Consider the following 25,435-nt stretch of genomic DNA (forward strand, 5'->3'; position numbering starts at 1 on the left):
TGGGCAGACGGTATGGAAATTCATCCGCCTTGTGAGACACCTCTCGTGCGGTACGGGCTCACACCAGAAGCGCGTGCCCCACGCATATGCCCGCGCCGCACGCGGTCGCACACCTCAGCGCCGTACGTGCCCGTCCCCCGTGACGATGTACTTCGTGCTCGTGAGCTCCGGCAGCCCCATCGGGCCGCGTGCGTGCAGCTTCTGCGTGGAGATGCCGATCTCGGCGCCGAAGCCGAACTCGCCGCCGTCGGTGAAGCGGGTGGAGGCGTTCACGGCGACGGTGGTGGAGTCGACGAGCTGGGTGAAGCGGCGGGCGGCCTGCTGGGAGGTCGTGACGATGGCCTCGGTGTGACCGGAGGTCCACAGCCGGATGTGCTCCACGGCCTTGTCGAGGGAGTCGACGACCGCGGCGGCGATGTCGTAGGAGAGGTACTCGGTCTCCCAGTCCTCCGGCGTGGCCTCGACGACCGTCGCCTCGGAGTCCTTGGCGTACGCCAGGACCCGTTCGTCGGCGTGGACCGTGACGCCCGCCTCCGCGAGGGCGTCCAGGGCCCGCGGCAGGAACTCGGGGGCGATGTCCTGGTGGACGAGGAGGGTCTCGGCGGAGTTGCAGACGCTGGGGCGCTGCGCCTTGGAGTTGATCAGGATGTCGATCGCCATGTCGAGGTCGGCCTGCGCGTCGACGTAGACGTGGCAGTTGCCGGTGCCGGTCTCGATGACGGGGACGGTGGACTCGTTGACGACGGTCCGGATCAGCGAGGCGCCGCCGCGCGGGATGAGGACGTCGACCAGGCCGCGGGCCCGCATCAGCTCGCGCACGCTCTCGCGGCTCTCGCCGGGCACCAGCTGGACGGCGTCGGCGGGCAGCCCTGCCCCGCCCACCGCGTCGCGCAGGACCCGTACGAGGGCGGTGTTGGACTCGTACGCGGAGGCCGAGCCGCGCAGCAGGACCGCGTTGCCGGACTTCAGGCAGAGGGCGGCGGCGTCCACGGTGACGTTGGGCCGGGCCTCGTAGATGATGCCGACGACGCCGAGCGGGACGCGGACCTGGCGCAGGTCGATGCCGTTGGGGAGGGTCGAGCCGCGGACGATCTCGCCGACCGGGTCGGGCAGCGCAACGACGTCCCGGACGTCGGAGGCGATGGCCCGCACCCGCTCCGGGGTGAGGGTGAGCCGGTCGATGATCGTGTCGCTGGTGCCGGCCTCGCGGGCCTTGGCGATGTCCTTGGCGTTGGCCTCGACGATCTCGCTCGTACGGACCTCCAGCGCGTCCGCGATGGCGAGCAGCGCGTCGTCCTTGGCGGCCCGCGGCAGCGGCGCGAGGTCGGCGGCGGCCGCCTTGGCGCGGTACGCGGCCTGGGTGACCGGGGTGAGGGAGTCGTACGGCGAGAGCGAGGTCATGAGGGAAGGGTAGTGCGCCGGACGGGGGCGTCCACCGCTCATCCCAAACCCCGAGACACCACCCCTTTGCGCCTAAACCGGCGCCGCTCTCGCGGACGTGGTTGCTCGCCGCGGGGGTTCCTCAATTGATGGTCGCGGTCCGTGGTCGTATCAAAACGGGTGTACGCCCACCGGGCTCGCCGGTGGCGGGCCGTAGCCCTCGGCGATGCGCTGGTGGTAGGTCTCGCGGTCGATGACCTCCAGGCCGACGATCTCCCAGGGCGGCAGCTGGGCGGTCTGGCGGTGCTCGCCCCACAGGCGGAGGGCGACGGCGGCGGCGTCGTGCAGGTCGCGGGCCTCCTCCCAGTAGCGGATCTCCGCGTGGTCGTTGGCATAGCGGCTGGTCAGGAGAAAGGGATGGTCGTGGGCGAGCTGTTCGAGGCCGCGCCGCACCTCCTTCAGCGGGGCCTCCTTCCCGGAGACGCTGAGGGTGACATGCCAGAGCCGCGGCAGGTCCTGCGGCTCCTCGTACCGGTCGCCGGCCGCGACGCTCGTCAAGGCGCGCTCCTCACCGGCCGCTCGGGACGAGACCTCGGCGGCACCACTGCGGGACTGTGCCCCAGGGCGCACTCGTCTCACGACGGCCTCCTCTACCAGTGACCGACCCGGTGGTCGTGCGGAATGTGTCCCTGAGACAAAGTTGAGCAGGCCGCAAGGGTTCGCGTGGCACTTTTGCGGAACGTCCACCTGAGGACGACCGTCTTGCCGGGGCGTTCACCCTGTTTTCGGGTGGGAAAAGCCAAGCGGCCAGGAGACCGGGCCCCTTCTCAGGGCTGAAGGATCACCAGGTCGTCCCGGTGCACGACCTCCCGTTCGTACGCCGGACCCAGCTCGCGGGCCAGCTCGCGCGTCGAACGCCCGATCAGCTGGGGAATCTCCTTGGCGTCGAAGTTGACGAGCCCCCGGGCCACCGCGCGTCCCTCCGGATCCCGCAGCTCGACGGGGTCCCCGGCGTTGAACTCGCCCTCGACGGCGGCGATCCCGGCCGGCAGCAGCGACTTGCGGCGCTGCACGACCGCCTTGACCGCGCCGTCGTCCAGGGTCAGCGAGCCCTGCGGGGTCGAGGCGTGCTGAAGCCACAGCAGCCGGTCGGCGGAGCGCTTGCCGGTGGGGAGGAAGTGGGTGCCGGTGTCGCCGCCGGAGAGCGCGTCGGCGGCGTGGATCGTGCTGGTCAGCACCACGGGGATGCCGGCCGCGGCGGCGATCCGGGCGGCCTCGACCTTGGTGACCATGCCGCCGGTGCCGACGCCGGCCTTGCCGGTGCTGCCGATCTCCACCCCGGCCAGGTCAGCGGGCCCCCGCACCTCCGCTATCCGCGAGGTGCCGGGCTTGCTGGGGTCGCCGTCGTACACCCCGTCGACGTCGGAGAGCAGCACCAGCAGGTCGGCGCGGACCAGGTGGGCCACGAGCGCGGCGAGGCGGTCGTTGTCGCCGAAGCGGATCTCGTCGGTGGCGACGGTGTCGTTCTCGTTGACGACCGGGAACGCGCCCATCGCGAGGAGCTTGTCGAGGGTGGTGGAGGCGTTGCGGTGGTGGGAGCGGCGGCTCATGTCGTCGCTGGTGAGCAGGACCTGGCCGACGCGGACGCCGTAGCGGGCGAAGGAGGCGGTGTAGCGGGCCATGAGCAGGCCCTGGCCGACGCTGGCGGCGGCCTGCTGGCGGGCGAGGTCCTTGGGGCGGCGGCGCAGGCCCAGCGGGGCGAGGCCGGCCGCGATGGCGCCGGAGGAGACGAGGACGATCTCCCGCTCTCCCCCGCTGCGGCTCTTGGCGAGGACGTCGACGAGCGCGTCGACGCGGTCGGCGTCCAGACCGCCCGCGGCGGTGGTCAGCGACGAGGAACCCACCTTGACGACGATCCTGCGGGCCTCGCTCACGGCCTGCCTAGCGCTTGCCACCTGCACTGTCCCCACTTCCTTGCGCGTGGCAGCAATCTACCGAAGAGGGCCCCTCGCCCGCCGGTTCGGTCCAGCCCCCGGACACATCACGACGTAACTGTTTGCTCACGCGTCGCATACGGCAAAAAGGTTGTAGGGGTTGCTTATAGAAATCAAAGAGCATCCAAACTTAATTTGAAGTTTGTGCAACCTACAGTTCGCCGTGTGAAGCGCATACTCCTCAGATCGGGTAAGAGCCCGTACGACGTCGTGCCCGTGGAGGAAGCCCTCCAGCGGGACGTGATCGCGACGAACTCGGGCAACCTGATCTTCAGCGACGCCACCCACAAGATCCTGGAGACCCCGGACACCGAGGTCGTCTCGAACGGGATCCGCACGGATCTCGCGGCGGCGGCCCGGATCAACGAGGAGTACGACGCCTTCGTCGTCCCCCTGGCGAACGCGTTCCGCCCGTCGTTCGAGGTCCAGCTGAAGCGGCTGACGCGGCTGATCAGGAAGCTGAAGATCCCGGTCGTGGTGGCCGGCGTCGGCGCGCAGACCGGGCTGAACTACGACCCGGCGCGGCTCAAGCCCATCGAGCCCGCCGTGCGCGACTTCGTCTCGGCGGTCCTCGACCACAGCGCCTCGATCGGCGTGCGCGGCGAGTTCACCGAGCAGTACCTCAAGGACATGGGCTTCCGGGACGTCGAGACGATCGGCTGCCCCTCGCTGTTCATGTACGGCAAGGAACTCGACGTACAGAAGCGGTCGCCCGAGCTGACCGCCGAGTCCCGCATCGCGATCAACGGCTCGCACAACGCCGTCCAGAAGCAGGGTCTCGGCAAGGTCATCACACGGGTCCACGCCGCCTATCCGAACCTGCGCTTCATCTGCCAGAACCTCTCCGACGCACGGCAGCTGCACTGGCGGGACATGTCGGACCCGAACGCCAAGGTGACCGGGATGCCGTCGCACCCGGACCACCCGATGTACCGCGAGGACAAGGTGCGGGTCTACATCGACCCGATCACCTGGATCGACGACCTCGCCGAGTTCGACTTCTCCTTCGGCTCGCGCATCCACGGCAACATCGCGGCCCTGCTCGCCGGCACCCCGGCGACCGTGCTCACCGGGGACTCGCGCACGCTGGAGCTGTGCCGCTACTTCGACATCCCGCACCTCAGGATCGACAAGGTGCCCGCGGACCTGGACCCGGCGCGGCTGTACGCGGACGCCGACTTCGGCAAGCTGATGAGCGGTCACCACGAGCGCTTCGAACGCTTCACCGGGTTCCTCGACCGCAACGGGCTGCAGAACACCTTCACGCACGGCGACGGCGGTGCCGCCTTCGAGGCCCGCATGGACAAGCTGTCGTTCCCGGCGGGGGTCCGCCCCTGGCTGGAGACGGACGTGGCCTCGCTCGCCCCGCGGATGGCGTGGATGCAGCAGCACATCACCCAACTCACCCTCGACAACGAGCGGTTGAAGCGGGACCTGGACCGCGCCAAGTCCGGCTCCAAGGCATCCGGGGCCGTACCGGCGCCGTCGGTCTACCGCCGGGCCCGCCGGGTCGTGGGCGGTCCGATCCGCCGGGCGCTGCAGTCGGGCCGCCAGTAGACCGGCGCCTTATCACTCCACGGTCGCTCGAAGGCGCCCGGACACGCGCGTGTCGTCCAGAGGTGGGCGCGCGTTAACCCGGGCGCACCTCCTGCGACGACCTTGGAGTGACGCAGTGCCCCCTACGCCGAACAGACCCCGTCCCCGACGGTCCCTGAAACGTCTCTTCACCCGCCGCCCGCGCCGCCGCCTCCCCCTGCGCCGCCGGGCGGCCCAGGTGCTCGTCACAGGTCTCCTCGCCGCCGCCTGCACCGCGCAGGCCGTCGCGGCCCTGCTCCCCGACATCCCGCTGCTGCTCCTCGCGACGGCCGCCTCGGTCGCCGGGGAGGGCGTGCTGTACCGCTGGCAGCGGGGCATGATGTCGGTCTTCGCCAAGTCGCACCTGGACATCACCGTGCGGCACATGCTGCGCGACCTGCTCCTGGTGGTGGGGCTGCTGCGGCTGGGCGAGCAGCAGCGGGAGGGCGTGTACGCCCCGCTCATCGCCGGTCTGCTGGTCTTCTACGCCCTGCACTTCGCCATCCAGGCGGTCTCCGTCCTGGTCCGCCGCACCCGCACCCTGCCGGTGGTCACCCGGAACATCGACGCAAGCGCCCTGCGGCTGTCCCCCGCCCCTCCCGCGCTGCTGCTGCGCCGCCCCGGGCACCGGCTGCTGCTGTTCGGCGGGCCCGCCACCGCCGGTCTGGGGGCCACGGCGGCGACCGACATCCCGGCGGCCGCGGCGGCGGGGGTCGCGCTGTCCCTGCTCCTCGCCCTCCTCGGTCTGGGCGAGCTGCTGCTGCGGCTGCTGCCGAGCCGCCGTCCGGCGGGCGAGCAGGAGGTCCTCGACTGGTTCGACGCGTGGCTGGCCGACTACCGGCCCACCGTCGGCCTGTACTTCTCCGGCGGCGCGTCCTCGGCCTACCAGGCGAACATGTGGCTGGAGCCGCTCGCCAAGCTCGACGCGCGGCCGGTCGTGATCCTGCGCGAGCGCTTCATGGTGCAGAAGATCGCGGCGACCGACGTCCCCATTGTCTGCCTGCCGAAGGTCACCACCCTGATGCGCCTGGAGCAGTCCACCCTCCAGGTCCTGATCCACCCCTCCAACTCCGGCAAGACCTCCCAGGTCCTGCGCATCCCCACCCTCAAGCACACCTTCGTCAACCACGGCGAGAGCGACAAGCTGTCCTCGTGCAACCCGTACGCGAAGGCCTACGACGAGGTGTGGGTCGCCGGTCCCGCGGCGCGCGAGCGGTACGCGCTGGCCGAGGTCGGCGTGGACGACCGGGACGTCGTGGAGACTGGACGGCCCCAACTGGACGCCGTACGGCCGTATTCGGGCCCGCCGACGGGGACGTACACGACTGTCCTCTACGCGCCCACGTGGGAGGGCTGGGACGGCAACCCCGGGAACACGTCGGTGATCGAGGCCGGCGAGAACCTCGTACGGGCGCTGCTCGCGGACGACGGGGTACGGCTGCTCTACAAGCCGCATCCGCTGACCGGCTCGGTCGACGCGCGGGCGGGGGCGGCCGATCAGCGGATCCGGGAGCTGGTGCGGGCCGCGAACCGGCGGCGGACGGGGGTACGGCCGGCCGGGGACGGGGAACTCGCCCGGTGCACCGCGGAGTTGGACCGGCTCACCACGGCCGACTTCCGCGCCGGTGCCGATCAGGTCGAGCGGATGCTGTTGCAGTCGGCGCCGCCGAGGGGGCGGGCGCGGGCGGTGGAGCGGGCCACGGCGGCCTGGGAGGCGGCGTACTGGGCCTCGCTGCCGGAGTGGGAGCACCAGGTCGTCACCGATGCCCGGCCGGCGCTGTACGCCTGCTTCAACCGGGCCGATCTGCTCATCAGCGATGTGTCGAGCGTGGTCAGCGACTTCCTGGCGAGCGGCAAGCCCTATGCGGTGGCCAACACCAGCGGGCTGGCCGAGGAGGCGTTCCGGGAGGCCTTCCCGACCGCTCGGGCCGCGACCGTGCTGGCGCCGGACGCGAGCGGGGTGGCACGGCTGTTGGCGGCGGTACGGAACCCCGCACTGGACGAACTGGCCGAGGCCCGCGCCGAGTTGAAGCGGCATCTGCTGGGCCCGGCGGAACCGGCGTCCCAGGTGCGCTTCGACGCGGCCGTCCAGGCACTGTGCGTGGAGGCACGGGAGCACCGGGCACGGATGCGGGAGCGCCTGGCGGCGGAGATCCCCGGCCAGCGGCAGGCCGAGGCGGAGGAGCTGCGGGCGGAGGAGTCACGGGCGGAGGCGGAGGAGGCCGAGGAACGGCGGACCACCACCCCGTGACGCCGGGCCGGCCTCCGCACCCCCCGTGACGCCCCGCCCTCCGTCACACCGCCGGGGCCGAGCTGACGTCCCTCGTCGGCAGTATGCGGCGGGCCTTGCGGGTGGCGCGGCGTACGAAGGAGTCGAGGCCGCCCTCGCGGAAGCCGGGGACCGCTCGGGCCTCGCGGGGTTCGGCGAGGTAGACGGAGTCCGGGATGCCGGTGGCGGTGTCCCGGAAGCGGGGGTAGGCGAGGTAGACGCGGCGGCCGTTGCGCTCCAGCAGCGCGTCCGGGGTCTTCTTCGTGCGGAGGAACTCCAGTACCTCCACCAGGAGTTCGGGGCGTTCCGCGGCGACCAGGTGGAGGCGCAGGCGTTCGTTGACGCGGAGGCGGTGGGCGACCTCGTCGGTCCAGTAGGCGTCCAGGAGGGGCTTCGCCAGCTCGAACTTGTGCCGGCGGACCTCCTCGCTGTCACGCAGGTACTTCGGGCCGAACTGCGGGAGCAGGGTGACGAGGAAGGGGCGGACCATGAGCATGTCGCGCCGGGGGCCCGCCGGGACCATCTCCGCGATGAGGTTCATGAGGGCGCGCGCGGAGTCGAAGCGGAGGGTGTAGCTGCCGCTCTTCGTGACGTGCTTGCCGTCGTCACGGCCGACCAGGTAGTAGCAGGTGTAGTCGTCGATGAGGGAGACGCCGTCGGCCCGCAGATAGGCCTCCATGGTGAACAGCGCGTCCTCGCCGGTCCACAGGGACTCGTCGAACCGCATGCCGTGCCGTTCGAGGAGCGCGCGGCGGAACAGCTTCTGCGCGCTCAGCGTGAACTTGATGTTGGAGGACCAGACGTCGGTGCGTTCGAGGGTCCGGCCCCACATGGAGCCCGGCGGCTTGCGGTTGACGCCCTCGACGCGGCCGAGGACGACGTCCGTGCCGTTGCGGTCGGCCATCGCGACCATGCGCTCCAGGGCCTCGGGGCCGAGCCGGTCGTCGGCGTCGAGGAAGAAGACGTACCGTCCGGCGGCCTTGCCGAGGCCGACGTTGCGCGGGCCGCTGGGGCCGCCGGAGTTGTCCTGCCGGATCACGGTGACCGCCATGGCCGCGCGGGCCGCGAACGCCTCCAGGCACTCCCCCGTGCCGTCCGTCGAGCCGTCGTCCACCGCGATGACCTCAAGGCGCGCGGGGTCGAGGGTCTGGGCCTCGACGGACGCGAGGCACTCGACCAGGTACGGCATGGCTTCGTACGCACCGATGACCACGGTGACGTCAGGCTGGGTCACATTTCCCCCGTAATCCCCTTATTGGCTAACCGTTAGACGGTTGAAAGTCGCAAGCGGTTGTCTCTGTGCACTGGCTTTGTGACGCAGGTCACGGTCTACAACGACCGTTCCCCCCTCAGGTACGCAAAAGGGCCCGGTTTTCGAGGATCACTCCTCGAAAACCGGGCCCTGAGGCCGAACGGATCAGCCGCGCGGGCCGGTCACGCCTTGGTCGTGGCCTCCGCGGCTCCGGCCGCCGCCCGTGACTCCTGGCCGACGTTGCGCGCCTCCGCCTTGAGGGAGAGGTTCGCGACCGCGGTGTTGAACTGCTCGATGGACGTGGGCTCGTCCGGGCCGAGCAGATACTGCTTGAGCTCCTTGCGGTCCTCGGCGAGCGGGTCGCCCGCCGGGTCGCGGACCGCGTCCAGCAGGGCGCCCAGCTCGGTCGCCTTGTTGGACAGGATCGTCGCGGCGCGCACGGCGGTGTTCTGCCGCTTGAACTCCTCCTCGCCCAGCGCGGCGGAGTCCGTCACCGCGTACGGCTTGCCGCTCGCGATGAAGTCGGAGACCACGCTGGAGATGTCGGAGACCATCGCGTCGGAGACGTTGAAGCAGTCGTACAGCCGCGGTTCGGCGCCGGTGATGACGCGGTGCTCGTGGCTGCCGAAGGAGGCCCAGTAGGCGTCGTTCCACTCGGCGCGCAGCCGGGCGATCTCCTCGTGCTTCGCGACGTCGACCACGCCTTCACGGGTGGCCTCGGCCTCGTCGCCCTTCTCGCCGCCGGTGCCGGACAGCTCGGTGATGCGGGCCTCGATGCGGACGAGCTCGGCCTTGGCCCGCTGCTGGGCGGCCGCGTCGGCGGTGAAGCGGGCGTCGGCGGCGCGCTCGACGGCGGCCTTCTCGATCAGGGCCGTGATCCGCTTGTGCGCGGTGCCGGCCTGGGCGAGGACGGTGCCCGTGAAGGGGTGCGGCTTGTACAGGACACGGACCGGCGGGTCGGCCTTGAGCAGCTTCTTCACGATGTTCTCGCCGGCCAGCATCAGCGAGGTGTTGCCCGGGTCGCCGTCCCAGCCCTCCCAGGTGGGCGCGTAGAGGACGGTCGGGATACGACCTTCCGGCACTCCCTGCCAGGTCTGGATCGGCGCCAGCTGCGGGCGGCCCACCTCGGCGATGTCGTCGTCGCGGACACCGACGTCGGCGATGGCGTAGCGGTCGCGGCCCGCGCGCCCGGCGGTCCACACCTCGTCGTACACCTTGCTGAACGGGTTGACGCTGGCGAGCTTGTCGCTGTCGCCGTGGCCGATGAAGACGTGCTTCATGGTGGGGACGCGCAGCAGGTGGATGTTCTTGCCGACGTTGGCCGCGTACAGCGCGACCCGCACGGTCGACAGGTCCATGTTCATCAGGTGCACCCCTCCGGGCACGCAGATGACGGGGACCGTGGTGGGCGCGAGGTTCTGCAGTATGACGCGCTCACGCAAGAGGATCAGCGGCTTGGAGTCCAGCTGCTCCATGGTCTCCAGCCACATGTTGACCTGGTACGCCGAGTCCTTGGAGCCGGAGAAGTACAGCACCGTCTCCGGGCGGTAGTCGCGCAGCCAGTCGTCGACCGCGGCGAGCACCTTCTCGTCGTTCGGCGGGATCTTCGCGCCGCGCACGTACGGCATGAGGACCAGGACGTACAGCGAGCCCAGCGCTATCGTCACCGCGATGCCGATGACGGCGGCCAGCGACTCGTCCAGGGACGCGGCGACCAGTACGCCGATCACGGCGGCGAGGTCGAGGTGCAGTATCTTCTCGGCCGACCGGTTGAGCAGGCCCTGCGGCGGCGCGTCCGGGATGCGGATGCGGGACTTCAGGTCGACGTTGCGGGTGGCGACCGGCATCCGGCGGCGGTTGCGGATCAGGGTGGTCAGCGCGCCGTGCGGGGCCTGGAGGCCGTAGAACGCGATGAAGCAGGCGATCGCGCCGTAGAAGATCAGACCGTCCGACAGGTCCAGGCGGGCCAGCAGCAGAAGCAGCAGGAGCTGCCTGATCAGGAAGCGGATCGACAGACCCGCGCGCACCTTGCTCAGGCGGTTGATCAGATAGCTGCCCTTGCGGTGCAGATAGTGGTCCGCGAGGTATGTCACCGCGGCGGCGATCGCGAAGGCCGGGACGCTCGGGATCAGCGCGGTCAGCATGAGCGCCGGGAAGCCCAGGATCATGAGGACCGCGGCGGCCAGCTCGGCCGCGCTGCCCACCCGGGCGACGCGAATGGCTCTGGTTATCACAGAGGAACCTGCTCTTGGAGGGGGAGTGCCGGTCTGGTTCTTATATGCAGCGAAAATGTGAGGAATTCGCGCGGGGTACTGATTCAGGCCCCTGCGAATGCTCCGATAACGGGCGAACACAGAGGCCTGAATAGCAGATGTCTAATTACAGCTGATTATGCCACGCCGTCCTGACGGTCAAGGACGGCGGCCAGTGCCTGCTCGAACCCGGAGGCCTGGCCCGCGGCGGCCGTCGGGTCCTGCTGGCGGACGTCGATGACGTGCCCGGTGAGCTCGGACAGCAGCACATCGAGGGAGGTACGGGCGACGGCCTCGGAGGAGAGCAGGGTGCCCGAGGGCTCCTGCCCGAAGGCCTTGGTGCGCATCGGGGTGGCGGTGCGCTCCGGGTTGATGCAGTTGACGCGCACACCGTCGCCGGCCCACTCGTCGGACAGGGCCTGGGTGAGGTTCACCATGGCGGCCTTGGTCGAGGAGTAGAGGCTGTACTCGGCGCGGCCGCGGGTGTAGCTGCTGGAGGTGTAGAGCAGCAGCTGGCCCTTGGTCTCCGCCAGGTACTTGTAGCTGGAACGTGCGATCTGCACCGGGGCAAGGTAGTTGACCTTGAGCGCTTCCTCGATGGTCGCGTTGTCGGTCTCCGCGAGCTTGCCGATGCGCAGCACGCCCGCGGTGTTGACGACGTAGTCGATGCGCCCGGTCTCCGCGTACGCCTTGGACAGCGCGTCGTCGACCTCCTCGGGGTTCTCGACGTGCGTGCCGGTGGTGGAGCGGCCCAGCGCGTACACCTTCGAGCCGTAGGACTCGGCGAGTTCGGCGATGTCCTTGCCGATGCCGTACGAACCGCCGAAGACGACCACGGTCTTGCCGGTCAGCAGCTCGCGGTAGGCCTCCTCGGAGACCTGCTCGGGCGCGGCGGTGGAGGCCAGCTGGAAGAGCTTGTCGGCGATGAAGACGTCGACGGGCTGGGTGACCTTCATGTTGTACTCGTCGCCCGCGACGACGTGGATCGGCACGTCCGGCAGGTACTTGAGCACGACCGAGCAGTCGTCCGTGGCCTGGAAGTTGGGGTCACCGGCGGCGACCTCGTAGGCCCGCTTGATGGTGGACAGCTTGAAGGCCTGCGGGGTCTGGCCGCGGCGCAGCCGGGAGCGGTCCGGGATCTCGGTGATGAACTCGCCGTCCTCGCCGTGGGTGCGGGTCACGATGATGGTGTCCGCGGACGGGATGGCGACGTCGACGGCCTGGAAGCGCTCCAGGGCGACCACGCAGTCGTCGATGACGCGCTGCGAGAGCAGCGGGCGGACGGCGTCGTGGAACAGGACGTTGAGGTCCTCGCCCTCGGCCAGGCCCTCGCCGAGCGCCTCGATGGCGCGCTCGGTGGTCTCGTTCCGCGTGGAGCCGCCCTCGATGATCTTCTTGACCTTGGTGAACCCGGCCTTGGCGACGATCTTCTCTATGTCCGGCACGTAGCCCGGCGCCATCAGAACGATGATGTCGTCGATCGAGTCGGCGTTCTCGAAGGTGGTCAGGGTGTGCTCGATGACTGCCTTGCCGGCGATCTTCAGCAGCTGCTTGGGGATCGAAAGACCCACACGCTGACCGGTACCGCCGGCCAGGATCACTGCGGTGGTACGGGGCTTGGCGATGTGCTGGGACACAGATGACCTACCTCGGGGCGACAGGGAACTTCGAAATGGTCCCACTTGGGGTTACCGCAGTGCAAGGTGAGCGCCGTCCGCTGCATATGTGCGCGCCATCTGTCATTCACCTTGCACTCCTGGTGATTGAGGAGACCGTTGTGGTGAGCACCCTGGAATTGCTGTGAGTAACTCCACAGGGAGTTGTGTATTGCTGTGGGTGACGACCGTACCGCTCAGCGCCGCCCGAGCCGCTTCAGGCAACGGTGTCCGAGCACCTTCATGAGTTCCCTGGACGAGGTCTGGTGAACAGTGCGCGCCTTCGCCGGGGCGGTGTTCCGGATCGGCGTGGCGGCGGCCGCGGCCAGCGCCCCGTACAGCGCCTGGGCGGCGACCTCGGGGGCGATCCGCGCTTCCGCCGCGGTCTCGGTCGTGGCCTTTGTCGCGGGCTTCGGCACGCTGGACAGCAGGTCCAGGTCGCCGAGGACGCGCACGCCCATCGTGCCGATGCGCTGCGCCATCTCGGCGCCGATCCCGGCGGCGGCCTCGACGGCCCACTGCGGGGTGCGGATCTTCACGTCCTGAGCGGTCGGGCTGCACGTGTTCTTCATATGCATGACCGCGCCGTGCCGGACCAGCCTGGAATACAGCTCGTCGGGCAGTCCATTGCCGCGGAATTCCTTATTAAGATTCCGCAGCATTTCGGTCTCGGCGAGCGTGAGGGAACGGTTGGCGGTGTCCGGGACCTCCTGGAGGAGGTTCTCCGGCAGTCCGAGAAGCGATTCGAAAGTGCGCATGAGCCCGCCGCGGTCCCGGTCGTCGACCACGACGACGGTGATCCGCCCCGGCCCGGCCACCCGGGCCCAGCGCTCGATCAGCCGGTCGTGCCGGTGCCGGCGCCAGAAGCTGGGGTTGGGCTGCTCGTACGGCGCCTTCCTGAGCATGTGCGTGAGCCAGTCCTCGTAGCCCATGCGCAGACCGTTCTGCACGTACTGCTGCCACTGCGAGGGCATGATCTTCGCGATCGGGCGCAGGGTGATCAGGACATGCACGGACTCGCCGCCGAGCTGCTCGACGACCCGCTCGATGGTCTCGTCGTCGGGCGCGTCGGCGAAGAACTCACTGCTGACCACGGCGGTGCGGTCACCGGCGGCCTTCACCCGGTCCACCAGCTGGAGCCACTGCTTCTCACTGGGTCCGCGGTCGCCCATCATCCCGCCGCGCGAGACGGCCGCCAGGACGGCGTCCATGGGGTGCCGGGACGTGTGCGGCCAGTCGACCCCGTGCTCGCCCAGCTTCTCCCGGGCGGCGAACAGCGCGCCCTGGATCGAGGTCGTACCGGTCTTGTGGGGGCCTATGTGCAGCAGCCGGGTCCCGGCGGGCAGCGGGGCGATCACACCGTCGTTCGCCGCGCCTTCATCTCTCGTACAGTCCGTCTCCATGGTCAAGGGACGGTAAGAGGGATTCCTGAGACCGCGCTGAGAGAGGCCTGGGACACAGATGAGTCCCAGGCTCCCGTCACACAGATTTCATGAGCGCGCCGGAGGTCACACCAGCCGCACGCCCGGCCGTCCCGCGTCCACCCGCAGCGCGGCCAGCGTGCTCGGCACCGCCGTCGGGGTGCGGACTGTGTCCACCACCCTGACCTGGGCGTCGATACCGTGCCGGTCGACGTCGAAGAGGTGGTAGCCGCGGTGGGCGTCGATGAACTTCCAGTGCGGGTTGTCCGCCATCAGCGGGTCCCACTGGGCGTGGAAGGCGGCCTGGTCCTGGTCGCCGTTGCTGGAGATGGACGTCCCCACGAACTCGGCGCCGACGACATCGGAGTCCGGGTCGGCGAAGTCCAGCCTGAGGTCGCTGATCATCGTCAGATGCCGGTCGCCGCTGAGCACGACCGGGTTGCGGACGCTCTCGAACTCGGCGAGGAACTGGTTGCGTTCGGCCTGGTAGCCGTCCCAGGCGTCGTAGAACCACTGCTTGCCCGCGCCGAGCAGGATGTCGGTCTCCGCCATCATGATCTGCGAGGCGATGAGGTTCCAGCGGGCCGGCGAGTCCCGCAGCCCGTCGATCAGCCACTGCTTCTGCTCGGCGCCGAGCATGGTGAGCGACGGATCCTGGGCGGCCTCCTGGGTGGTGACCTGGTCGCTGCGGAACTGCCGGGTGTCGAGCACGTTGAGCCGGGCCAGCCGCCCGAACTCCAGCCGCCGGTACATCTGGATGTGCGGACCGTTCGGCACCGAGGTCGCGCGGACCGGCATGTGCTCGTAGTACGCCTGATAGGCCGCGGTGAGCCGGGCCACGAACGCGTCGTGGGTCTGCTTGTCGGGGTCCTGGGGGATCTCGCCGGCCCAGTCGTTGTCGACCTCGTGGTCGTCGAAGGTGACGACGAAGGGCGCGTTCGCGTGCATCGCGGCGAGGTCCGGGTCCGTGCGGTACTGCGCGTACCGGTTGCGGTACTGGACCAGGGTGTACGGCTCTCCCGTGCCCTCGTGCCGGCGCACCCCGGTCGCCGACGGCGTCGACTCGTAGATGTAGTCGCCGACGAAGAGCACGAAGTCGGGGTCCTGCGCGAGCATGTCGGCGTATGGCGTGAAATAGCCGTGCTGCCAGTTCTGACAGGACGCCAGGGCGAACCGCAGGCTGCCGCCCTTGCTGTGCGCGGGGGGCGCGGTGCGGGTGCGGCCGGTCGGCGAGAGCTGCCCACCGACCCGGAAGCGGTACCAGTAGTCGCGGCCAGGGCGCAGATGCCGTACATCCACGTGAACGCTGTGCCCGTACTCGGGCAGGGCCTGTGCGACACCCCGTCGTACGGTCTTTCTGAACCGGTCGTCCTCCGCGAGCTCCCACTCCACCGCGACCGCCACGTCCGGCATACCGCCGCCGTTGAGCGGGTCGGGGGCGAGTCTGGTCCACAGCACGATGCCGTCGGGGAGGGGGTCGCCGGAGGCGACACCCAGGCTGAACACCCCGTCGGGCACCGGGGTTTCGGCTGCCCGGGCGGTGGCCGGCAGCCACAGCTGGGTGGAGGCCACAGCTGACAGTACCGCTGCGCTGGTCGTCAGAAAACGGCGTCGGTCGGGCGATGCTGCTCCGGTCATCAGTGAACTCCCCTGCCTCACTGGACGCTTGGACACGTTGAAGCTCACGCTTCCGGGCAGACCGCCTGTTGAACAGAGCAATTCGCGTACATGACAGCTAGGGAGACAACAGAAGACCCGTCGCGGCGCGGGAACGTTCGGGCGCCACAACAGGCCTGACCGATCATCAGCTTGGTGCGGGTCGCCCGGGTCAGCGGGCTCAGCGTGGGAACGCCTCGCCCAAGCGGGCGCCCGGCCCCGTCGTGCCGAGGGTGCCCGCACCGAAGGAGAGGGCGCCCGTGGTGGTGACGCCGGCGCTGGTGGAGCGGAAGGCCGAGAGCGAGCCGGCGTCGGAGTTCTCGCCGGGTGCGCCCACGATGAGGTCGGCGCGGCCGTCGCCGTCGGTGTCGAGGAGGGTGACGGCCCCGCCGAAGCGGTCCCGGCGCTCGGCGGTGCCGGGGACACCGGCCGTGTTCTGGCTGAACACCTTCGAACCGGCGCCGGTGGGGCCGGCCGCCCCGCCCGGGATCACGGCGACCGTGCCCGCGTCCTGGACGCCGGAGAAGTCCTCCAGCGGGTTGCCGGCCACGATGTCGGCGTAGCCGTCGCCGTTGACGTCCCCGACGGCGACGGACGCGCCGAAGAGGTCGCCGGGCTCGTCGGCGCCCGGGACGCCCGGGGTGTCCTGGTACAGCATCCGGGGGTCGCCGGTCCTCGGGCCCTGCGCCGTGCCGAGGACCACGCCGACCCGGCTGCCGTACTGGCTCGGGTCGCTCGGCTCGTCGTTGCCGTTGGCGGGGTAGGGCCTGCCGAAGACGATGTCGTCGCGGCCGTCGCCGTTCACGTCACCGAGCTCGATGTCGTCGCCGCCCTCGATCTTCGCGCCCGACGCGTCGCGCAGGGCGGTGAGCGCGGTGAGGCCCTGCTGGGTGCCGCGCAGGTAGTTGAGGGTGTGGTTGGAGCTCTGGTCGCCGGGTTCCCAGTCGGCGGGCATGGTCAGCGAGACGAGGTCGGTGATGCCGTCGCCGTCGACGTCCCCGGCGGCCATGTCGAGGATCGAGTCGTCGGCGGGGTATGCGGGGATCGCCTGGGTCCGGGCGGGCACGCCGTCCCGGGTGAAGGGGCCGAACCGCACACCGCCGGGCAGGGCGAGGTCGGTGTGGCCGTCGCCGTCGAAGTCACCGGCGATGCTGTAGTACGGGGCGAGGAGCCGCCCCGGCTGAAGCAGCTTCGCCCCGGTCAGGCCGTTCGCGGAGCCCCACAGCACGGTCTGGCTGTGGACCTGCGCCTCGCCGCCCCACATCCAGTGTTCCCCCGTCGCGGGCACCACCAGGTCGGTGTAACCGTCGCCGTCCAGGTCGGCCGGGATGACGTGGTCACCGAAGCGGTCGTCGGTCTCGGGCGAACCCGGGATTCCGGGCGAGGCCTGCGTGTAGACCTTCTTGGTCGCGAGGTTCAGGCCCTTCTTCGACCCGTACACGATGGCGACGTACCCGGCGGCCTTCTTCCCGCCGACCGTGGCGTACGGCGCGCCGACGGCGAGGTCCTCATAGCCGTCACCGTTGAAGTCCTGCCGCACCTCAGTCCTGGACTGTGCCTGAGCGACGGGAAGCGCGCCGCACGTCGCGGCGACCAGGGCGATCGCCACGACGACGGCGCGCCGGGTTCTGAGCGAGAGCGAAACGGGCGAGGCAGACACGGTCACGTGAACTCCGGCTGTCGTAAGGGCAGTTGACCGCGGAGAGACTCAAGATCCTCATCCACGCCGCCCTGTACGACTCACCGATACGACGGTTGGTTGCCCCGCCGTATGCCGCTGGTTTTCCCGGGGTTAATGCTCGAACGGCTCGAAGTCGTCGAACTCCCGCGAGGCCTCGTCCCGTTCGGCCTCCTTGTCGCGGCGCCGCTGTGCCGCCGGACGCGGTGCCTCGAAGCGGTGGTCCTCGCCACGGCGGCCGAGCATCTCGGCGCCGGCCATCACGGTCGGCTCCCAGTCGAAGACGACCGCGTTGTCCTCGGGGCCGATGGCGACGCCGTCACCGGAGCGGGCGCCCGCCTTCATCAACTGCTCCTCGACACCGAGGCGGTTGAGGCGGTCGGCGAGATAGCCGACGGCCTCGTCGTTGTTGAAGTCGGTCTGCCGCACCCAGCGCTCCGGCTTCTCGCCGCGCACCCGGAACAGCCCGTCGTCCTCGCGCACCACGGTGAAGCCCGCGTCGTCCACGGCCTTGGGCCGGATGACGATCCGCGTCGCCTCCTCCTTCGGCTTGGCGGCACGCGACTTCGCGACCAGGTCGGCCAGCGCGAACGACAGTTCCTTGAGCCCCATGTGCGCCACCGCGGACACCTCGAAGACGCGGTAGCCGCGCTCCTCCAGGTCGGGGCGGACCATCTCGGCGAGGTCCTTGCCGTCCGGGACGTCGATCTTGTTCAGGACGACCAGACGGGGGCGGTTGTCGAGGCCGCCGTACTGCCGCAGCTCCTCCTCGATGATGTCGAGGTCGGAGATCGGGTCGCGCTCGGACTCCAGGGTCGCCGTGTCCAGGACGTGCACCAGCACGCTGCACCGCTCCACGTGCCGCAGGAACTCCAGGCCGAGGCCCTTGCCCTGGCTGGCGCCCGGGATCAGGCCCGGGACGTCGGCGATGGTGTAGACGGTCGAGCCGGCGGTCACCACGCCGAGGTTCGGGACCAGGGTGGTGAAGGGGTAGTCGGCGATCTTCGGCTTGGCCGCGCTCAGCACCGAGATCAGCGAGGACTTGCCCGCGCTCGGGTAGCCGACCAGCGCGACATCGGCGACGGTCTTCAGCTCCAGGACGATGTCCTGGACGTCCCCGGGCACCCCGAGCAGCGCGAAACCGGGCGCCTTGCGCCGCGCGGACGCCAGCGCCGCGTTGCCGAGGCCGCCGCGGCCGCCCTGGGCGGCGACGTAGGAGGTGCCGTGGCCGACCAGGTCGGCGAGGACATTGCCCGCCTTGTCCTGGACGACGGTGCCGTCCGGAACCAGCAGGACCAGGTCCTGGCCGTCCTTGCCGGAACGGTTGCCGCCCTCACCGGGCTTGCCGTTGGTGGCCTTGCGGTGCGGGGAGTGGTGGTACTCCAGGAGGGTCGTCACCGACTGGTCGACGGTCAGGATGACGTCGCCGCCCCGTCCGCCGTTGCCGCCGTCGGGGCCGCCGAGCGGCTTGAACTTCTCCCGGTGGACGGAGGCACAGCCGTGACCTCCGTTACCCGCGGCGACATTCAGTTCGACGCGGTCCACGAAGGTGGTCATGGGGGGTGCCTCCAGATACGTACGGGACTGTCTCTTGTACTAACACGCGAAAGGCGGACCCGCCTTCCCACAAGGGAAGTGAGGTCCGCCTCGCGCAAAGCTTCCGATCAGTGCCTGATTCAGGCGACCGGAACGATGTTCACGACCTTGCGGCCACGGTGCGTGCCGAACTGCACCGCACCGGCGTTCAGCGCGAACAGCGTGTCGTCGCCGCCACGGCCGACGCCCGCGCCGGGGTGGAAGTGGGTGCCGCGCTGACGGACCAGGATCTCGCCCGCGCTCACGACCTGACCACCGAAGCGCTTCACGCCGAGGCGCTGAGCGTTGGAGTCACGACCGTTACGGGTGGACGATGCGCCCTTCTTGTGTGCCATCTCTCCTCAGTCCCTTACTTCGCAGCCGCGGGGATCTCAGTGACCTTGATCGCCGTGTACTGCTGGCGGTGGCCCTGACGACGGCGGTAGCCGGTCTTGTTCTTGTAGCGAAGGATGTCGATCTTGACGCCCTTGTGGTGGTCCACGACCTCGGCCTGAACCTTGATACCGGCCAGAACCCACGGGTCGCTGGTCACGGACTCGCCGTCGACAACGAGCAGGGTCGAGAGCTCGACCGTGTCGCCAACCTTGGCAGTGGAAATCTTGTCAACCTCAACGATGTCGCCGACAGCAACCTTGTGCTGGCGACCACCGCTGCGCACGATGGCGTACACGCGGATCTCACTCTCTCGCTCGGGGAACGGCACCCCCGCAGTCCAGCCGCCCGACACGCGGACGGCCTCTCCGGAACACCTGGTGTTCCGGAGGAAGAAAGGTTTACGGGGATGTGGCGCGCCAGTCGACACGCCGACGGTCAAGGTTACGGGCCTCCACAGGCCCGGTCAAACTGGGCTCAGCGCCCGAGGCTCGCCCGGTAGGCCACGCAGTCCTCGTAGGCCGGCAGCAGGCCCTGTTCCCGGGCCTCGGCCAGGGTGGGGGCCTGCTCGTCCTTGGCGGAGAGCAGCGGGGCGAGGTCGGCGGGCCACTCGATGCCGAGCTCCGGGTCCAGCGGGTGGATGCCGTGCTCGCGCTCGGGGGCGTACCCCTCGGAGCACAGGTAGACCACGGTCGCGTCGTCGGTGAGCGCCATGAACCCGTGGCCGAGGCCCTCGGAGAGGTAGACGGCGTGGTGGTCCTGGTCGTCCAGGCGGACGATCTCCCACTGGCCGAAGGTCGGCGAGCCCACCCGGATGTCCACGATCACGTCGAGGACCGCGCCGCGCACGCACTTGACGTACTTGGCCTGGCTGGGCGGCACGTCCGCGAAGTGGATGCCGCGCAGGGTGCCCCGGCTGGAGACCGACATGTTGGCCTGGGCGAGGTTCAGCGGGTGGCCGACCGCCTCGGTGAAGAGGGGGGCCTTGAACCACTCGTGGAAGCTGCCCCGGCCGTCGGGGAAGACCTTCGGCTCGTGCACCCAGGCGCCGTCGAGGGAAAGAGGTCGCATCAAAGGGTCCTCAGCTCTTCTTCTGCTGGTTCGTCAGGGCGCGCTTGAGACGCCCGGCCGCCCGGCGCCACAGCGGACGCGGCGGGGCGGGCTTCTTCTTCGGAGCGGGCTTCGGCTTCGGCGCGGCGTTGGCCGGCGGGGTGTGCCGGTCGATGACCTTGGCCCGGCCCTCGGCGTCCACCACCACGTCGACGGGGAGCCGGGTCCATTTTGCCTCGCCCCGGTCGGCCGACGGCACCCCGATCCGCACCGCCCAGCGCTTCCCGGTGAGCTCCTCGACCGGCAGCTCGGCGGTGACCGTACGGCCGTCCGCGACGGCGTCGGCGGGGAACTTGCCGACGTTCTTGCGCTCGAAGCGCAGCTGGACGGGCTCCCCCGCGTCCACCGCGAGGGCCAGCGGGAGCCGGACGGTGGAGCCGTCGACCTCGGCCGCGGCCGGGTCCATCAGCGTCACGGCCTCGCGCTCCAGCTTGTTGGTGTGCTGGTCGACGTCGAGGGAGAGATTGCCGGGCCCGTCCGTGAAGTACGGCAGGACCATGCGTCGCGGCTCGCCGGTGAGCGCGGCAAGGCGCCCGGCCTCCACGTCCTCGCCGCGCACCGCGCCGAGCCGGGTCTCCTTGCTCCAGCCGCAGGACTTGATGCGCAGGTGCAGATCCCACAGGCCCCGGGTCAGCGGCTCGCCGCCGGCCGCGGTCTCCGGGTCGAGCACGGAGTTCGCGGTGATCCGCAGCCGGAAGGAGCCGTCGCCGGCGTCCACGCGGTGCAGTTCGGAGGTGACGGGCAGGTAGTACTGCCGGGCGTCCTCGCGGTGCCGGACGACCAGGTCCACGTCGCTGGCGCCGACCGGGGCGTCCAGGGCGATGTCCTGCTCGGTCAGCGCCAGGAGCGCCTTGTCGGAGAGCGGCAGCCCGAGCAGGTCGCGCTCGCCGTCCTTCCGGAAGGTCATCGGGGCGTCGTCGACCTGGTACTCGGAGGTGAAGCCGATGTTCAGGCCGCCGTCCTCCCAGGTCAGGGAGTCCAGCGTGCCGGTCGGCCTGATCGCGGCCTCCCACTCGGCGAGGGCCCGGATGTCCTCGTAGAGGTCGGCGTGGATGAGGCCCGCCACCACCTGCTGGACGGGGGCGATGTTGGCGGTGACACCGGGGCCGAAGCGCTCGGTGACGACCCCGCGGATCTCGCGGTAGAGCTCCTCGGCGTAGTCCTCGGGGAGCTTGAGCAGTCGCTTGCCGCGCAGCCGCTCGACCATCTCGTTGCGCAGCCAGCGGCTGAAGATCCTGTCCCGCAGCGCGCCCGGCTCGGTGAGCTCCTCGACGATGTCGAGGGCCTCGCGGAGGTTGTTGAAGTAGCCGACCGGGTCGAAGCGCTGGAAGCCCGCGTTGGAGCCGTCGTCGCGGGTGATGTGGTAGTAGCACAGGTAGTCGCTGAGGACGGCGACGCTCTTCGCGCGCAGGTAGGCCTCGACGACGAAGACATGGTCCTCAAGGCGGCGCCGGCCCTCCTTGAAGCGCATGTTGTGCTCGGCGAGGAACTCCCGGCGGAACATCTTGTGCGGGGTGAGGCTGTCCATCAGCGGGGCGTTCGCCACCGAGACGCGCGGCCGGTTGACCCGGAACAGCTCCTGCGGGACCGGGCGGCCGATGCCGGCCATCTTGCCGATGACGACGTCGGCCTCGTTGGCCTTGCCGTACTCGTACATCCGCTCCAGGGCCTCGTCGCCCAGCCAGTCGTCGTGGTCGGCGAACATGACGTACTCGCCCCGCGCGGCGTCGATGCCGGTGTTGCGGGGGCGGCCGGACCAGCCGGAGGCGTCCTGGTGGATGACGTGGATGTGCGGGTGCTCGGCCGCGAGCCGGTCCAGCCGGGCCGGGGTCTCGTCGGTGGAGCCGTCGTTGACGAAGAAGACCTCGAACTCGTCGGGGGTCAGGCTCTGGCGGAGCAGTCCCTGGATGCAGTCCTCGACGTACTTGCCCGGGTTGTAGACCGCGATGACGACGCTGACCTTGACTGTCACGCCGAGTTCTCCTTCTCGTGGACCCGGAGGATCTCCGGGAACGCCTCGGTGAGCGCCGCGCGCCAGTCGCGCAGCGGCTCGATGCCGGCCGCGGCGAAGCGCTCGTGACCGAGCACGCTGTACGCCGGGCGGGGGGCGGGGCGGACGAACGCCTCGCTGGTGGTGGGGCGGACCCGGTCCGGGTCGGTGCCGAGCAGCCGGAAGATCTCCCGGGTGAAGCCGTACCAGGTCGTCTCGCCGGTACTGGTGCCGTGGTAGACGCCGGCCGGTGCGGTGCCGGCGAGGGCGCCGCGGCCCAGCTCGACCAGCAGCCCGGCCAGGTCGGCGCTCCAGGTGGGCTGGCCGCGCTGGTCGTCGACGACGTCCAGGGTGTCCTTGATGCCCGCGAGCTTGATCATCGTACGGACGAAGTTGGGGCCGCCGGTGCCGTACAGCCAGGCGGTCCGCACGACGTAACCGCGCTCGGTCGCGAGCACGGCGCGCTCGCCGGCCAGCTTGGTGCGGCCGTAGGCGCTGCGCGGGGCGGTGGGGGCGTCCTCGGCGTACGGGGTGGTGGCGTCGCCCGCGAAGACGTAGTCGGTGGAGACGTGGAGCAGGACGGCGCCGGTGCGGGCGCAGGCGGCGGCGAGGTGGGCCGGTCCGTCGCCGTTGATCGCGAGCGCCTCGGCCTCACGGGTCTCGGCGTCGTCCACGGCGGTCCAGGCCGCGCAGTTGACGACCACGGCGGGCCGGTGCAGCTCCAGCGCCCGCTGTACGGCGTCGGGGTCGGTGAGGTCCAGCGCGGTGCGGTCCAGCGCGGTGAACTTCTCGCCCGCGGCGGCCAGGCGCTCCCGCACGTCCTGGCCGAGCATGCCGCCCGCTCCGGTGACCAGCCAGCCGGAGGGGGCGCTTGCCTGTTCCTGTGTCGGATTCATGTCTCTTCTTTTTGTCGGGGAGGCTGGGTACGCCTGAACGGGCCCGGGGCGGACCCGGGCCCGTTCGGACCGGTGGCGCGTCAGAGCGCCGCGCGCTCCTTCAGCGGCTCCCACCAGGCACGGTTGTCGCGGTACCACTGGACCGTCTCCGCCAGGCCCTGCTCGAAGCTCTTGCGGGGCTCGTAACCGAGTTCCTCGCGAATCTTCGTGCAGTCCACCGAGTAGCGGCGGTCGTGGCCCTTGCGGTCCTCGACGTACTCGACGCTGGTCTCCCAGTCGGCGCCGCAGGCCGCGAGCAGCAGACCGGTGAGCTCCTTGTTGGAGAGCTCGGTGCCGCCGCCGATGTTGTAGACCTCGCCGGCCCGGCCCTTGGTGCGCACGAGCTCGATGCCCTGGACGTGGTCGTCGATGTGCAGCCAGTCACGGACGTTGCCGCCGTCCCCGTACAGCGGGACCTTCTTGCCGTCGAGGAGGTTGGTCACGAAGAGCGGGATGACCTTCTCGGGGAAGTGGTGGTGCCCGTAGTTGTTCGAGCAGCGGGTCACACGCACGTCCAGGCCGTGGGTGCGGTGGTACGACAGCGCGATCAGGTCGCTGGAGGCCTTCGCGGAGGAATACGGCGAGTTGGGCTCCAGCGGGTGCGTCTCGGGCCAGGAGCCCTCGTCGATCGAGCCGTAGACCTCGTCGGTGGAGATGTGCACGAAGGTCTTGATGCCCGCGCGGTGGGCCGCGTCGATGAGGGTGTGGGTGCCCACGACGTTCGTACGGACGAACTCGGCGCCGCCGTCGATGGAGCGGTCCACATGCGACTCGGCGGCGAAGTGCACCACCTGGTCGTGCTCGGCCATCAGCTTGCCGACCAGCTCGGGGTCGCAGATGTCGCCCTGCACGAAGGCGAACCCGGGGTGCTCGCGCACCTCGTCGAGGTTGGCCGGGTTGCCCGCGTAGGTCAGCTTGTCGAGGACGGTGACCGAGATGTCACCGGGGCCCTCGGGGCCGAGCACGGTACGGACGTAGTGCGAACCGATGAAACCGGCGCCGCCGGTCACCAGGATGCGGGTGGTCATGAGGAGATCTGCACCTTGCTGTGATCACCGAGCACGAGCCGGTGGGCCTTGGGGTTACGGGGAGCGGGCGTGACCTCGACGTCACGTCCGATGAGCGAGGACTCCACGCGGCGCACCCCGGTCACGGAGGAACCGCGCAGCACGATGGAGTACTCGATTTCGCTGTCCTCGATCCGGCAGTCCTCCGAGACGGAGGTGAAGGGACCGATGTACGCGTCGTTGACGACCGTGCCGGCACCGATGATGGCAGGGCCGACGATCCGGCTGCCACTCACCCGTGCGCCCGCCTCGATGCGCACCCGGCCGATGATCTCGCTGGCCTCGTCGACCGTGCCCGCGGTGTGCGGCTCCAGGGTCTCCAGGACGGACCGGTTGACCTCCAGCATGTCGACGACGTTGCCGGTGTCCTTCCAGTAGCCGGAGATGGTGGTGGAGCGGACGTCGCGCTTGTCGTCGATCAGCCACTGGATGGCGTGCGTGATCTCCAGCTCCCCGCGCCAGGAGGGCTCGATGGAGCGGACCGCCTCGTGTATGGCCGGGGTGAACAGGTAGACACCGACCAGCGCCAGGTCGCTCTTGGGCTGCTTCGGCTTCTCCTCCAGGCCCACCACCCGGCCGTCGGCGTCGAGTTCGGCGACACCGAAGGAGGTGGGGTTGGGGACCTTGGTCAACAGGATCTGCGCCTCGGGCCGTTCGGCCTGGAACTCCTTCACCAGACCGGTGATGCCGCCGACGATGAAGTTGTCGCCGAGGTACATCACGAAGTCGTCCTCGCCGAGGAACTCCCGGGCGATCAGCACGGCGTGGGCGAGGCCCCGCGGCGCGTCCTGCGGGATGTAGGTGACCTCGATCCCGAACTGCGAGCCGTCGCCCACCGCCTCGCGGATCTCGTCCGCGGTGTCGCCGACGACGATCCCGACCTCGGTGATCCCGGCCTCGGCGATCGCCTCAAGGCCGTAGAAGAGCACGGGCTTGTTCGCGACGGGTACCAGCTGCTTGGCCGAGGTGTGGGTGATCGGGCGGAGGCGGGTGCCCGCTCCTCCGGAGAGCACGAGTGCCTTCACCTGTTTGCGCCCCAATACTTTGCTTATATGGGGACGAAACCCCAACTGTCCTGTTTTTTGACCTAACTCAGTTCACATCATACCGAAGGCGCCGAATGGCGATTCACTTGTCGTTCGCGCTTTCGACACACGTAATGACGACCCAAGACACCAAGTGGTTGTGCAGGCGATCCCAAAAAAAGCGAACCGCCCCCGAAGACCGGGGGCG

At 69.9% G+C, this 25,435-nt stretch carries 19 protein-coding genes; 2 read left to right on the forward strand and 17 right to left on the reverse strand.

All coding sequences use genetic code 11. The annotated features are described in order from the left end of the window. Positions 1-114: 114 nt before the first annotated feature. From ABZ928_RS44770 to proB, 3 genes are all read right to left on the reverse strand, one after another. On the reverse strand, positions 115-1,401 hold the full coding sequence (locus tag ABZ928_RS44770; RefSeq protein WP_361532855.1) for a glutamate-5-semialdehyde dehydrogenase: 1,287 nt from the start codon (positions 1,399-1,401) through the stop codon (positions 115-117). A 150-nt stretch (positions 1,402-1,551) separates the two neighbouring features. Beyond that, entirely contained in the window at positions 1,552-2,010 is a 459-nt protein-coding gene (locus tag ABZ928_RS44775) for a hypothetical protein (protein WP_361533076.1), read from the reverse strand. Between the two features lie 197 nt (positions 2,011-2,207). After that, the gene (proB, locus tag ABZ928_RS44780; RefSeq protein WP_361533079.1) at positions 2,208-3,335 is read right to left on the reverse strand and encodes a glutamate 5-kinase; all 1,128 of its coding nucleotides are present in this window, start codon (positions 3,333-3,335) and stop codon (positions 2,208-2,210) included. Between the two features lie 204 nt (positions 3,336-3,539). Here proB and ABZ928_RS44785 point away from each other — a divergent pair, with 204 nt between their 5' ends. Then, positions 3,540-4,931 (forward strand): polysaccharide pyruvyl transferase family protein, encoded by a 1,392-nt coding sequence (locus ABZ928_RS44785; RefSeq protein ID WP_361532858.1) that lies wholly within the window; start codon positions 3,540-3,542, stop codon positions 4,929-4,931. Between the two features lie 217 nt (positions 4,932-5,148). Then, positions 5,149-7,200: a hypothetical protein gene (locus tag ABZ928_RS44790; RefSeq protein ID WP_361532861.1), complete on the forward strand. Its 2,052-nt coding sequence runs from the start codon at positions 5,149-5,151 to the stop codon at positions 7,198-7,200. Between the two features lie 43 nt (positions 7,201-7,243). Here the strand turns inward: ABZ928_RS44790 and ABZ928_RS44795 are convergent, their stop codons facing one another. From ABZ928_RS44795 to ABZ928_RS44860, 14 genes are all read right to left on the reverse strand, one after another. Next, the gene (locus ABZ928_RS44795) at positions 7,244-8,452 is read right to left on the reverse strand and encodes a glycosyltransferase family 2 protein (RefSeq protein ID WP_361532864.1); all 1,209 of its coding nucleotides are present in this window, start codon (positions 8,450-8,452) and stop codon (positions 7,244-7,246) included. Positions 8,453-8,652: 200 nt separating this feature from the next. Further along, a complete protein-coding gene (locus ABZ928_RS44800) occupies positions 8,653-10,704 on the reverse strand; it encodes a hypothetical protein (RefSeq protein ID WP_361532867.1) in 2,052 nt (683 codons plus the stop codon). A gap of 155 nt (positions 10,705-10,859) precedes the next feature. Beyond that, positions 10,860-12,359 carry a bifunctional cytidylyltransferase/SDR family oxidoreductase gene (locus ABZ928_RS44805; protein WP_361532870.1) on the reverse strand — a complete coding sequence of 500 codons (1,500 nt, stop codon included), beginning with the start codon at positions 12,357-12,359 and terminating at the stop codon, positions 10,860-10,862. Between the two features lie 215 nt (positions 12,360-12,574). After that, complete coding sequence (locus ABZ928_RS44810; RefSeq protein WP_361532873.1) at positions 12,575-13,780, reverse strand: hypothetical protein; 1,206 nt, start codon at positions 13,778-13,780, stop codon at positions 12,575-12,577. 105 nt (positions 13,781-13,885) lie between these two features. After that, on the reverse strand, positions 13,886-15,436 hold the full coding sequence (locus ABZ928_RS44815) for an alkaline phosphatase D family protein (RefSeq protein WP_361532876.1): 1,551 nt from the start codon (positions 15,434-15,436) through the stop codon (positions 13,886-13,888). Between the two features lie 199 nt (positions 15,437-15,635). Then, on the reverse strand, positions 15,636-17,120 hold the full coding sequence (locus ABZ928_RS44820; protein WP_361532879.1) for a VCBS repeat-containing protein: 1,485 nt from the start codon (positions 17,118-17,120) through the stop codon (positions 15,636-15,638). 126 nt (positions 17,121-17,246) lie between these two features. Further along, a complete protein-coding gene (gene obgE, locus ABZ928_RS44825) occupies positions 17,247-18,689 on the reverse strand; it encodes a GTPase ObgE (protein WP_361532882.1) in 1,443 nt (480 codons plus the stop codon). A gap of 119 nt (positions 18,690-18,808) precedes the next feature. Then, positions 18,809-19,063: a 50S ribosomal protein L27 gene (gene rpmA, locus ABZ928_RS44830; RefSeq protein ID WP_004950923.1), complete on the reverse strand. Its 255-nt coding sequence runs from the start codon at positions 19,061-19,063 to the stop codon at positions 18,809-18,811. A 14-nt stretch (positions 19,064-19,077) separates the two neighbouring features. Further along, positions 19,078-19,398, reverse strand: coding sequence for a 50S ribosomal protein L21 (gene rplU / locus ABZ928_RS44835; RefSeq protein ID WP_046259920.1), 321 nt, complete (start codon positions 19,396-19,398; stop codon positions 19,078-19,080). Between the two features lie 179 nt (positions 19,399-19,577). Beyond that, positions 19,578-20,171: a dTDP-4-dehydrorhamnose 3,5-epimerase gene (gene rfbC / locus ABZ928_RS44840; RefSeq protein WP_361532885.1), complete on the reverse strand. Its 594-nt coding sequence runs from the start codon at positions 20,169-20,171 to the stop codon at positions 19,578-19,580. Positions 20,172-20,181: 10 nt separating this feature from the next. Further along, complete coding sequence (locus tag ABZ928_RS44845; RefSeq protein ID WP_361532888.1) at positions 20,182-22,182, reverse strand: glycosyltransferase; 2,001 nt, start codon at positions 22,180-22,182, stop codon at positions 20,182-20,184. Then, on the reverse strand, positions 22,179-23,096 hold the full coding sequence (gene rfbD / locus ABZ928_RS44850; RefSeq protein ID WP_361532891.1) for a dTDP-4-dehydrorhamnose reductase: 918 nt from the start codon (positions 23,094-23,096) through the stop codon (positions 22,179-22,181). Before rfbD ends, ABZ928_RS44845 begins: the two co-directional genes overlap by 4 nt. A gap of 80 nt (positions 23,097-23,176) precedes the next feature. Next, entirely contained in the window at positions 23,177-24,163 is a 987-nt protein-coding gene (gene rfbB, locus ABZ928_RS44855; RefSeq protein ID WP_361532894.1) for a dTDP-glucose 4,6-dehydratase, read from the reverse strand. Next, entirely contained in the window at positions 24,160-25,227 is a 1,068-nt protein-coding gene (locus ABZ928_RS44860; protein ID WP_361532897.1) for a glucose-1-phosphate thymidylyltransferase, read from the reverse strand. The genes rfbB and ABZ928_RS44860 overlap by 4 nt, the downstream gene beginning before the upstream one ends. Positions 25,228-25,435: the final 208 nt, after the last annotated feature.

The organism is Streptomyces sp. NPDC046909, assembly GCF_040644695.1.
GTDB lineage: Bacteria > Actinomycetota > Actinomycetes > Streptomycetales > Streptomycetaceae > Streptomyces.